The sequence below is a fragment of the Pseudonocardia sp. ICBG601 genome (genome assembly GCF_020496245.1).
Window position 1 is genome coordinate 1 of record NZ_JAHLJA010000242.1, and the last position, 10,463, is coordinate 10,463.

The following is a 10,463-nucleotide window of genomic DNA, read 5'->3' on the forward strand; positions in this document are numbered from 1 at the left end:
GCGGGCGGCGTCACATGTTGTCGCGCCGGCCTTGATCGCCTTCCGGATGCGGTTGTAGGTCCCGCACCGGCAGATGTTGCGGATGTCGTCGAGCGCCTCGTCGTCGATCGAGCGCCCCTCGGCCGAGCAGCGCTTGACCAGGTCGATCGCCGCCATGATCTGGCCGGGCTGGCAGTACCCGCACTGGGCGACGTCGTGGTCGATCCAGGCCTGCTGCATCGGGTGCAGCTTCTCGCCGTCGGCGATCCCCTCGATCGTGGTGATCTCGTCGGACTCCGAGATCGCCCCGACCGGGACCGAGCACGGGTTGAAGGCCTTGCCGTTGATGTGGCTCGTACAGGCCTTGCAGACGTTGATCCCGCAGCCGTACTTCGGCCCGGTCACGCCCAGCAGGTCCCGCAGGACCCAGAGGACCCGGACGTCGTCCTCGACGTCGACGGTGACCTTCTCGCCGTTGACCGTGAAGGTGTGGGAAGGCATGTCAGTCTCCTCAGCGGGCGAAGTCGAGGCCGTTGGTCGGCGACGGCGGCACGGGCGGGATCGTCGGGTAGGGCTCGAACGGCAGCGGCTCGTTGTGCAGGATCGGGAACTGCGTCGGCACCGTGCCGGTGGCGCGCGCGTAGGCGCAGGCGATCGCGCCGCAGGTCGCGGCCACGCCGAACTCGCCGGCACCGCCGGGCTCGGGTGCCTCCGAGTCCTCGATGAGCACGATGTTCATCTCGGGCGGGGTGTTCCACTGCCGGGTGTAGAAGTAGTTGTCCCAGCTCGCCTCGACGAAGTGCCCGTCGACCAGGTGCAGGCCCGCGGTCAGCGTCATCGCGATGCCGTCGTTGATGCCGCCCATCATCTGGGCCTCGAAGCCACGCGGGTTGATGATCAGTCCGCCGTCGACGACATAGGTCACCTTGGTGACACGCGGGCCGGTGCGGGCCGAACGGATCTTCCGGTCGACGGTCTCCGGCCGGCAGTCGATCTCGACGACCGCGCAGGCGACGCCCTTGTACTCGACGTGCATCGCGATGCCCTGGGCCGTGCCCTTCGGCATCGACTTGCCCCAGTCCGCCTCCTTCGCGGCCCGGTCGACGACGTTCTTCCAGCGGGTGAGCTTCGTGTAGGCCGACCGGAACTCGTACGGGTCCTTGCCCATCTTCGCCGCGACCTGGTCGATCATCAGTTCGCGTGCCGTCGCCGTGTCCGGCGAGTAGATGTTGCGCATGGAGCAGGTGTTGAAGCGCATGTCGACCTCGTTGAGCAGCGAGGTCGCGACGCCCACGTTGTACGGGTTGGTCTGCGTCGTGAGGTAGATGCTCTCCGAGACGGTCAGGTTGCCGCCGGGCGCCTTGTTCGCCGCCGCGGTGATCGCCTCGGACAGGCCCGGGTTGATCTCGGTCGCGACGCTCGTGTGCCGGATCTCGAAGCTGCTGACCGCGTCCCCGCTGACCTGGGCGCGCACCCGGCAGGTGGCCATCGGGGTCCGTCCCCTGACGGGAGTCGTCGGCGCGGGTCCAGATGAGCTTGACCGGCTTGCCGAACGCCTTCGAGCACTCGGCGGCCTCCTCCAGACCGTCGAAGAACAGCCGGCGGCCGAACGAGCCACCGCCCTCGGTGACGTGCACCGTCACCGCGTTCTGGGCGATCCCGAGCTTCTTGGCGATCTCGGCCTGCGCGGCGATCGGGGACTTCGACGGCCCCCAGATCTCGGCGGAACCGTCACGGACGTCGGCGATCGCGCAGTTGGTCTCCAGCGCGGAGTTGCTGCGGAAGTAGAAGGTGAAGTCGCCCTCGACCGTCTCACCGAGCGCCTGCGGGACGGCCAGCGGCAGCTCGCCGCGGCGCAGCGCCGCCAGCACCGACTCGTCGTTCTCGCCCTCGACGGTTCCGCCGTCCCAGTCGACGTCGAGTGCGTTGACCGCGTCGACGGCCTGGCCGAAGGTCTTCGCCCGCACCGCGACACCCGCTCGGGACCTGCTCGACGTCGGTGACGCCGGGCATGCGGCGGACCTCGTCGATGTTGTTGACGCGCCGAGCGGAGCCGAGTTGAGGTTCGGCCCGCGGCAGATGACGGTCGGGAGGGCGTCGGGGATCTGCAGGTCGGCGAGGAACTTCTTCTTGCCGGTGACGATCGCACGCGCGTCGGACTTGGTCCGGGGGGTGCCGATGACGGTGAACTCCTCGCGGTCCTTGAGGACCACGTCGACCGCCTCGTTCACCGAGCTGGAGGCCAGCTCGGTCAGCTCCCCAGAAGGGCAGCTCCTCGCCGTTGTTGCCGGTGATCAGCCCCTGCCGGCTGCGCAGCACGTTGACGTCCTGGCGGAGCTCGTTCGCGGGCCGCGTCGAGCAGCCGCTTCTGCGCGAGCGCCGCCGCGACCCGGATCGGGGTGTAGGTGGAGAACGTCGTCGTCGAGCCGCCGGTGAGCTGGTTGAACACCAGCTCCGGGCGGGCGTCGGCCAGGGTCACGATCACCTGGTCCGGGTCCAGGTTCATCTCCTCGGCGATGATCATCTGCGTCGAGGTGATGATGCCCTGGCCGTTGTCCGACCGGGGCAGGGCGAACGAGACGGTGCCGTCGCGGTTGACCTCGATGCGGATGAGGTTCGCGGTCGGGCGCGCGGAGTCACGGATGAGGTCGAGCAGGTCGTAGAGCTCGGCGGGCAGGGGCGGCGACGGGATCGCGGCCGCGTTGGCCTGCGGAACACCGGGGAGCCAGGTCTGGCGTCCGATCTCGGCGGCGACGACCAGCGTGGGGGCGGCGACGAGATAGCCGAGGAACCGCCGGCGGCTGACGTTCTTGCGGTTGTCTCCGGACGCCGGGCGCTCGGGGGCGGTGGCGCTGTGAGCGGGCATCGTTGTCCTCTCCGACTGTGCTGCGGTGCACGACCCGACGGCGACGTCCGGTGCGGGGAGCGGGGACGTCCGCGGGCATTCGGGCGACCAACGACGTGCCTGATTCGACGGTTACGCGTCGGCACGCGCGCCAGATGTCGTGCGAACTCCGCGGCCGGACTATCGGAGATCAGTTATTTCGCAGGTCAACGACTTGGCATTCAGGGTCCCCTTACCCGCAGATGCGGATGACTCGCCGTCACAAATACCGCAGGAAGCGGCTACTCCGGCGACGGGGATGCCACTCGTCCGAGTGATTCAGTCGACGGCGACCGAACCGAAGGCCGCTGTCACCCGAAGTGACCGCGCCCGCCGCCCGACTCCGCGTGCCTCGATGTCGTCGACCGCCTCGTGGTCCCGGACCCTCGATCGTGGTGATCTCGTCCGACTGCGAGCATCACGACAACTTCAGCGGGTAGGCCGAGCGGCGCGCAGCAGCCGGACGAAGGTCCAGGGCAGTACGACCAGCGCACCCAGGACACCGACGATCCCGGCGACGATGATCGCCCAGTGCCCGGCGCCCGGCTCCGAGGGCACCGCGAGGCCTACGGCCAGCACCAGCGCCGGCACGGCGACGATCCCCGGCCACACCAGGGTGCCGAGCCACTTCTCCCCGACCGTCCAGGAGCGACCGGTCCACAGCATCACGACGCCGGCGAGCCAGCCGACGACGGGCAGTACGAAACCACCCAGCATCAGCATCAGGACGGTGAGAACGGGGTAGGCGTCCGGGTCTCCGGGGCGGGTGGGTTCCGGGGTGGTGGTCATCGTGGTCATCTCCAGCTCCTCGTGTGGGGGTGTGTACCCACTGTCGCGGCGGAGAGGGGTCGGCCACATCGGAGCCGGGAATGATCCGTGGCCTCGGACCACGGTCGGAGGCAGGCGGAGATCACTCCGCCCGCGCGAGCACGGCCGCGCCGGGCCCCACGAGCTCCCCCGGCCGGACCGGCCTCCCCGAGACCGCGAGGAGCAGGGCCAGCGCCGTCCCGGTCACCTCCGTGCCGGACCCGATCACGAGGTCGGCGTCGGTCGCGCCGCAGACAGAGGCCGGAGACGGTCTCGCGAGCGCCCCCGAACGACACCGACGTGCGGGCCTGCACCTGCACCGCACCGGCGACGGCGGCGGGCGCGTAGGGCCGGACGATCCCCAGCGGACGCCGGATGTCCTCGCCGTGCACCACCATCTCGACCCAGCGGGTCGCCAGCGGGGCCGGGGGCGTGGCGGTCAGCGGCAGGCAGGCCGCGAACCGCCGCACGGTCTCCGCGGGAGTGGCGCCCCGTTCGCGCGCGACACCGGCCGCGTTCTGCGGCCGGTCGAAGTCCATGCGGGCGCGCAGCATGCCGAGGACGAACCGGGTCCGGGTGGTCCGGGCGGTGTCGACGAGGTGCGCGAGCACGTCGTGGACGGTCCACCCGGGACAGAGCGACGGCGTGTCCCACCGGTCGTCGGGGAGGTCCCGGAGGTCGGCGAGCAGCGCGGCGCGCTCGGCGTGGACGAGCTTCCAGACATCGGTCACGGTGGGGCCTCCCGGGTGGTGAGCGGATCGTCGACCACCACAGGGACCGCCCGGCCCTCGGGAACTCATCGCGCCAACGACAGAGGGCCGGACCCCCGACTCGGGGATCCGGCCCTCTGACCAGCGGTAGCGGTGGGATTTGAACCCACGGAGGCGTGAACCTCACGCGCTTTCGAGGCGCGCTCTCTTCGGCCGCTCGGACACGCTACCGCCGACAAGGTTACTCCAGGCTCAGTCACGGTCGGCGGACGGGGTCCGGCCGAAGAACTCGCGCAGCAGAGCGGCTGCTTCACCTGCGCGGACCCCGCCGACGACCTCGGGCCGGTGTGCGAGCCGACGGTCGCGCAGCACGTCCCACAGCGAGCCGGCGGCGCCGGTCTTCGGCTCCCACGCCCCGAACACGACACGCTCGACCCGGGCCAGCCCGATCGCGCCGGCGCACATCGTGCACGGCTCGACGGTCACGGCGAGGGTCGTCCCGGTCAGCCGCCACTCCCCCACGACGGCGGCGGCGGCACGCAGGGCGAGCACCTCGGCGTGCGCGGTCGGGTCGCCGGTGGCCTCGCGGGCGTTGCAGGCCGCGGCGAGCTCGGTGCCGTCGGCGGCGAAGACGACCGCGCCGATCGGGATGTCCCCGGTCGCCGCGGCGCCGCGCGCGACGACGTCGAGGGCGCGGCCCAGCGCGAGCCGGTCGGCCGGGCGGAACACTCAGGAGCCGACGAGCTCGTCCAGCGCAGCCGCGAACCCGCACCGGCGGGCGATGGTGTCCAGCTGCTCGTCGGGGTAGAGCTCGAGGTCGGAGACGAGGATCTCCTCCAGCTCGTCGGCGGGCAGACCGAGGTCGGCCACGATGCCCAGGTCACCCTCGCCAGGCGGCGTCGAGGGCGTCGTCGTCCGGCGGGAGCTCGACGCGGAGCAGGTCGAGCACGTCGGCGGCGATGTCGTAGTCCAGCGCGGCGACGGCGTCGGAGATCAGCAGCCGCACCCCGCCCGCGGACGGGCGGATCAGGACGAAGAACTCGTCGTCGACGTCGAGCAGGCCGAGCACCGCGCCGGTGGAACGCTGCGCGCGCAGCGCGGCGATCGCCGCGTCGAGATCCACGAGCGCCTCGGAGCCCAGCCGGACACAGCGCCAACGACCCTCCTCCCGGATCGCGGCGACCGCGAATCCGGGCAGGGCGGCGCCACGGGTGTCCGGGGCTGCCTCAACGCTCTGTGTGGGCACGCGTCAACGGTACGTCGCTCCGGGCTTGTGAGTCACGCCACGACCAGGTACGCAGCAGTACGCGTGTCACACCGGGCCTGCGGGCGCCGGACGGGCTCCGGTCAGCGACGATCGGTCCATGCCCATCACGCCCACCTCGGTCGCGGGGCTCCCCGGCGGCCTGCTCGAGGCCGCCCGCGTCCTGCAGCCGCGGACGGTGGCGCTGCCGGCGCGAGCTGCACCGCGCCCCGGAGCTCGGACTGCACCTCCCCCGTACCCGGGACGCGTGCTGCGCGCCCTCGACGGGCTGCCGTTGCGGATCCGCACGGGCGGCTCGTGCACGTCGGTCACCGCGGTCCTCGACGGCGACCGTCCCGGACCGACGGTGCTCCTGCGGGGTGACATGGACGCGCTGCCGCTGCCGAGGACACCGGACTGGACTTCGCCTCGGGCACCGACGGCGTCATGCACGCCTGCGGGCACGACACCCACACCGCGATGCTCGCCTCGGCCGCGCGGCTGCTCGCGGACCGGCAGGACCGCATCGCCGGCCGGGTGGTGTTCATGTTCCAGCCGGGCGAGGAGGGGTTCCACGGCGCCCAGCACATGATCGACGAGGGCGTGCTCGACGAGGACCCCGAGCTGGCCTACGCCCTGCACATCTCCTCGACCGTGCCGACGGGGCAGCTCCACCACCGGCCGGGCCCGATCATGGCGGCCGCGGACGTGCTCCGGTCCGGGTGACGGGCCGCGGCGGGCACGCCTCGGCCCCGCAGGACGCCTGCGACCCGGTCCCCGCCGCCGCGGCGATGGTCGGGGGCCTGCAGACCCTGCTGACCCGCCGGGTCGGACCGCAGGAGTCAGCGGTGCTCACCGTGTCCCGGATCGAGGCGGGCACCACCGACAACGTGATCCCGGAGACCGCGCTGCTGACCGGGACGCTGCGGACGTTGTCGGAGCCGGTGCGCGCGCTGCTGCACCAGGCGGTCACCGAGCACTGCCGGCACACCGCGCTGGCCTACGGCTGCACGGCCGAGGTGGAGATCGTCCCGGGCTACCCGGTCACCCGCAACGACGACCGGGCGACCGCCCGGCTGGTGCGCGTCGCGGAGAAGGTGCTCGGCCGCGGCGCCTGCGTCGCCATGCCGGATCCGCTGATGGGCGCGGAGGACTTCTCCTACGTGCTGGACCGGGTGCCGGGCTCGCTGGCCTTCCTGGGGGCGCGGCCGCCGTCGGTCGATCCCGCCCTCGCCCGCCGAACCATTCGAACCGGGTGGTGTTCGACGAGGCGGCGTTCCCGGCCGGGGTCGCCGTGTACGCCGGTCTCGCCCTGGCCGCGACTGGCTGAACACACGACGGCGCCGCGCCCCCGGAAGGAGCGCGGCGCCGTCGGTGCGGTCGCTCAGGCGGTCTCGTCGACCGAGCGGCGGAGACGCGGCCGTAGCCCTTCCAGTTGCGCTGGGCGTAGGCGGCCAGCGCGGAGGTGACCGCCAGGCCCACCCCCGTGCTCGCGATGATCGACAGGAAAACGGCGCTCGACACAGCCATGACGGCTCCTCCTCACACGGGCACGCGCCGGGTCCGGTGACCGGGTCCGGATGACCCGGGCGGAGTCGCGACGCTTGCGAGTCCCACGGGCGCCATCTGCGCCCGTCGACCACGGTCCCACGTCGAAAAAGCGCTGTCCCGCCTGCGGAAGCACCGAATCGGATGACTCCGCTCACAGCCACGACGACGCCCCATCCGGCAATGGGAGCGGAGCCTCGTTAACGTCGTGGAGAATTGTTCAAGTAATCGGACAGAACGCCACGGATCGACAGTTCTACGACGAAAGCGTCACCGTGGCGTGCCCAGTCGCCAGGGGGAACGAGTGGACGACACAGTAGACGGGGCGGTCGACGGCGTCACCGTCACCGACCCCGCGACCATGCGCCGCGCGGTCGCGGCGGCCGCGGTCGGCAATATCACCGAATGGTTCGACTTCGGTGTCTACGGCTATCTCGCCACGACCATCGAGGCCGAGTTCTTCCCGCCCAGGCCGCTGTCCCAGGTGGCGGTGTTCGCGACCTTCGCGCGTTCGCCTTCTTCTTCCGCCCGCTCGGCGGTTCTGTTCTTCGGCCCGCTGGGCGACCGCATCGGCCGGACCAAGGTCCTCTCGATCACGGTCATCCTGATGGCGCTGGGCACGTTCCTGATCGGGCTCATCCCGTCCTACGCCTCGATCGGGCTGGCCGCGCCGATCCTGCTCGTCGCCGCCCGTGTCCTGCAGGGCTTCTCCACCGGCGGTGAGTACGCCGGTGCCATGACCTTCATCGCCGAGTACGCGCCCGACCGTCGTCGCGGGTACTTCGGCAGCTTCCTCGAGCTCGGCACGTTCGTCGGCTACGCCCTCGGCGCCACCATCGCCTCGGTACTGCCGCTGCTGCTCAGCCCGGAGAACATGTCCAGCTGGGGCTGGCGGATCCCGTTCTTCGTCGCGCTGCCGCTGGCATCGTCGGGGTGTACCTGCGGGTCAGGCTGGAGGAGACCCCGGCGTTCCAGACCATGCTCTCGGAGTCCGAGGAGCGCGAGGGCACCCAGGTGAAGGACGGCCTCAAGCTGATCTTCACGAGGTACCTGCCGACCTTCGTCATGGTCGGCGGCGTCGTCGTCGCCTGGAACGTCACGAACTACATGCTCACCAGCTACATGCCGACCTACCTGGAGACCACGGTCGACCAGCACGGCGGCACCCCGATCGACTCCACGACGTCGTCGTGGCTGCAGATCGTCGTGCTGTGGCTGGCGGTGTTCGTGATCCCGCTGCTCGGGCGGCTCTCCGACCGGATCGGGCGCAAACCGATCATGTGGACCGGAGCCGGCGGGCTGATCGTGCTCGGCATCCCGATGATCCTGCTGATGGCAGAACGGCTCGATCCCCTCGGTGTTCCTCGGGCTGCTGCTCATGGGCCTGCTGCTGATCTGCTTCTCCGCCACCAGCCCTCGACCCTGCCGGCGCTGTTCCCGACCCAGATCCGCTACGGCGGTCTGTCGATCGCGTTCAACATCTTCGTGTCCGCGTTCGCCGGGACCGTGTCGCTGGTGATGTCCGCGGTCGTCCTCGCCACCGGGGACCTGCTGTGGCCGGGCTACTACCTGATGGCCGCCGGGTGATCGGGGTCGTCACGCTGCTGTTCCTGCCCGAGACGGCGCGGCGCCCGCTGCGCGACGGGCAGCCGTCGGCGTCGTCGCCGGAGGAGGCCCGCGAGATCGCCAGGGAGCTGGCCGCGCGCTGATCACCGGTTGCTGATCACCGGTTGTCGGAGGCGGGGAGCGACGGCAGGCTGAACGCGTGCTGCCGCTCCCCGACCTGTTGCGGGCCCTCGACTCCGGGGAGCTCTCGCCCTCCGAGCACGTCGACGACGTGCTGTCCCGGCTGCAGTCCGACACCACCGGCTGCGTGGTCGCCCTCGACGCCGACCGGGCCCGGGAGCGCGCCGCCGAGCTGACCGCGCTGTCCGCCGCGGGACGACGGCTGGGGCCGCTGCACGGCGTCGCCGTCGGGATCAAGGACCTCGTCGACGTCGCCGGGCTGCCGACCCGGTGCGGCTCGCGGCTGCTGGCCGACGCCGGGCCGCGCGGCCGCCGACGCGCCGGTGGTGACGATGCTGCGGGCCGCCGGGGCCGTGGTCGTCGCGAAGCTCCACACCCACGAGTTCGCCTACGGCCCCACCGGCGACGTCGCGGCCACCGGCCCGGCCCGCAACCCGCACGACCCGTCCCGGATCACCGGCGGCTCGTCCTCCGGTCCGCCGCGGCCGTCGCCGCCGGGCACCTCGCGCTGACCGTCGGGACCGACACCGGGCGAGCGTGCGGACCCCGGCCGCGCTGTGCGGCGTCGCCGGGCTGAAGCCGCGGGCGGGGCCATCCCGGGCGAGCGGGTGTTCCGCTCGCCGAGTCGTTCGACACGGTCGGGCTGCTGGCCGCCGACGCCGCCTCGCTCGCCGTCGCCCGCACCGCGCTCGGGGAGCCCGGCGCGTCGGCCGCGGCGGTGCTGCCCCGGATCGGCGTCGCCGACGACGACTGGTGGGCGCCCGCACGACCCGGTGATCGCCGATGCCGTCCGCGCCGCCGCCGACGCGCTCACCGCGCTCGGCGCACCCGTCGCCGCCCAGGAGACCCCCCCGGCGTCGCCGAGCTCGCCGCCACCTACCCCGTGATCACCGGTGCGGAGGCCTACGCGACGCACCGGCACTGGTTCACCGAGCGCCGCGACGAGTACCAGCCCGCGACCGCCGCCCGGCTCGCCCCGCACGCCGAGGTGCCCACGCACGTCTACGTCGACGCCGCGCCCGCGCGAGCGCCGCCGGATCGGGCGCGCCCTGCTCGACCGACTCGGGGCCTCCTGCGACGTGCTGCTCTGCCCCACCACCCGGCTGCGGGCCACCCCGATCGGGCGCGACCGAGCACGACGGGGTGCCGGTGCTGCCGTCGATGCTGCAGCTGACCTCGCCGCTCAACCTGCTGGACCGCCCGTCGTCGCGCTGCCGGTGCCGGTGCCGGGGCTGCCGGCCGGGGTGCAGCTGGTGGGGATCACGGTCGGGGAGGACGTGCTGCTGGGGCTGGCGCGGGCGCTGGAGGGGGCCCTGCGGTGATCCTGCCGGTGGCCGTGCCCGCGGAGTGGCCGAGGGCGACGTCGATCGTGTCTACCGCCGGTGGGCGCGCTCCCGGATCGTCGCCGGCTCGACGCTGCGGACGCGCGGCCGGGGTCGTCGAGGTCGTCGCCGTGGAGGAGGTGGACCCGCCCGCCATCACCGACGACGACGCCCGCGCCGACGGTGAGCAGTCGGCCGACCGGGTGCGCCGCGCGTTCCGCGGG

General features: G+C 72.3%; 11 protein-coding genes, 1 tRNA gene and 4 pseudogenes. 7 read left to right on the top strand and 9 right to left on the bottom strand.

The features are described from left to right. From KPL57_RS63615 to KPL57_RS63655, 9 genes and pseudogenes are all read right to left on the bottom strand, one after another. On the bottom strand, positions 1 to 480 hold a 480-nt coding region (locus tag KPL57_RS63615), incomplete at its 3' end, for a (2Fe-2S)-binding protein (protein WP_226359260.1). A gap of 10 nt (positions 481 to 490) precedes the next feature. Next, positions 491 to 1,468 carry a molybdopterin cofactor-binding domain-containing protein gene (locus KPL57_RS63620; protein ID WP_226359261.1) on the bottom strand — a complete coding sequence of 326 codons (978 nt, stop codon included), beginning with the start codon at positions 1,466 to 1,468 and terminating at the stop codon, positions 491 to 493. An 82-nt stretch (positions 1,469 to 1,550) separates the two neighbouring features. Beyond that, positions 1,551 to 2,210, bottom strand: a pseudogene (locus KPL57_RS71550) (molybdopterin cofactor-binding domain-containing protein); the annotation flags it as partial. Between the two features lie 20 nt (positions 2,211 to 2,230). Continuing rightward, entirely contained in the window at positions 2,231 to 2,845 is a 615-nt protein-coding gene (locus KPL57_RS63630; protein ID WP_226359262.1) for a molybdopterin cofactor-binding domain-containing protein, read from the bottom strand. A 447-nt stretch (positions 2,846 to 3,292) separates the two neighbouring features. Continuing rightward, complete coding sequence (locus KPL57_RS63635; RefSeq protein ID WP_226359253.1) at positions 3,293 to 3,661, bottom strand: hypothetical protein; 369 nt, start codon at positions 3,659 to 3,661, stop codon at positions 3,293 to 3,295. Next, positions 3,658 to 4,401: a maleylpyruvate isomerase family mycothiol-dependent enzyme gene (locus KPL57_RS63640; protein ID WP_226359263.1), complete on the bottom strand. Its 744-nt coding sequence runs from the start codon at positions 4,399 to 4,401 to the stop codon at positions 3,658 to 3,660. Before KPL57_RS63640 ends, KPL57_RS63635 begins: the two co-directional genes overlap by 4 nt. A 124-nt stretch (positions 4,402 to 4,525) precedes the next feature. Beyond that, positions 4,526 to 4,611 (bottom strand) — tRNA-Ser (locus tag KPL57_RS63645). A gap of 21 nt (positions 4,612 to 4,632) precedes the next feature. After that, the gene (locus KPL57_RS63650; protein ID WP_226359264.1) at positions 4,633 to 5,109 is read right to left on the bottom strand and encodes a nucleoside deaminase; all 477 of its coding nucleotides are present in this window, start codon (positions 5,107 to 5,109) and stop codon (positions 4,633 to 4,635) included. Next, positions 5,110 to 5,626, bottom strand: a pseudogene (locus tag KPL57_RS63655) (tRNA adenosine deaminase-associated protein). It lies immediately after the preceding gene. 118 nt (positions 5,627 to 5,744) lie between these two features. On the opposite strand from KPL57_RS63655, the pseudogene KPL57_RS63660 reads away from it, so the two are divergent. From KPL57_RS63660 to KPL57_RS69000, 7 genes and pseudogenes are all read left to right on the top strand, one after another. After that, positions 5,745 to 6,953, top strand: a pseudogene (locus KPL57_RS63660) (M20 family metallopeptidase). A 522-nt stretch (positions 6,954 to 7,475) separates the two neighbouring features. Further along, positions 7,476 to 8,189, top strand: coding sequence for an MFS transporter (locus KPL57_RS71555; RefSeq protein ID WP_308253513.1), 714 nt, complete (start codon positions 7,476 to 7,478; stop codon positions 8,187 to 8,189). Continuing rightward, the gene (locus KPL57_RS71560) at positions 8,150 to 8,758 is read left to right on the top strand and encodes a hypothetical protein (RefSeq protein ID WP_308253515.1); all 609 of its coding nucleotides are present in this window, start codon (positions 8,150 to 8,152) and stop codon (positions 8,756 to 8,758) included. The genes KPL57_RS71555 and KPL57_RS71560 overlap by 40 nt, the downstream gene beginning before the upstream one ends. Next, positions 8,755 to 8,880, top strand: a complete 126-nt coding sequence (locus tag KPL57_RS71565) for a hypothetical protein (protein ID WP_308253517.1) — start codon at positions 8,755 to 8,757, stop codon at positions 8,878 to 8,880. The genes KPL57_RS71560 and KPL57_RS71565 overlap by 4 nt, the downstream gene beginning before the upstream one ends. Positions 8,881 to 9,044: 164 nt before the next feature. Next, a pseudogene (locus KPL57_RS73630) lies at positions 9,045 to 9,152 on the top strand (hypothetical protein); the annotation flags it as partial. 97 nt (positions 9,153 to 9,249) lie between these two features. Next, positions 9,250 to 9,429 (top strand): amidase family protein, encoded by a 180-nt coding sequence (locus KPL57_RS73635; RefSeq protein WP_374203987.1) that lies wholly within the window; start codon positions 9,250 to 9,252, stop codon positions 9,427 to 9,429. Between the two features lie 567 nt (positions 9,430 to 9,996). Next, the gene (locus KPL57_RS69000; RefSeq protein ID WP_308253523.1) at positions 9,997 to 10,239 is read left to right on the top strand and encodes a hypothetical protein; all 243 of its coding nucleotides are present in this window, start codon (positions 9,997 to 9,999) and stop codon (positions 10,237 to 10,239) included. Positions 10,240 to 10,463 lie beyond the last annotated feature (224 nt).

Bases quoted from the DNA above. Each gene is read 5' to 3' on its own strand.
- KPL57_RS63630 (WP_226359262.1), bottom strand. From the start codon at position 2,845: ATGCCCGCTCACAGCGCCACCGCCCCCGAGCGCCCGGCGTCCGGAGAC.
- KPL57_RS71560 (WP_308253515.1), top strand. From the start codon at position 8,150: ATGCTCTCGGAGTCCGAGGAGCGCGAGGGCACCCAGGTGAAGGACGGC.
- KPL57_RS63635 (WP_226359253.1), bottom strand. From the start codon at position 3,661: ATGACCACGATGACCACCACCCCGGAACCCACCCGCCCCGGAGACCCG.
- KPL57_RS73635 (WP_374203987.1), top strand. From the start codon at position 9,250: ATGCTGCGGGCCGCCGGGGCCGTGGTCGTCGCGAAGCTCCACACCCAC.
- KPL57_RS63620 (WP_226359261.1), bottom strand. From the start codon at position 1,468: ATGGCCACCTGCCGGGTGCGCGCCCAGGTCAGCGGGGACGCGGTCAGC.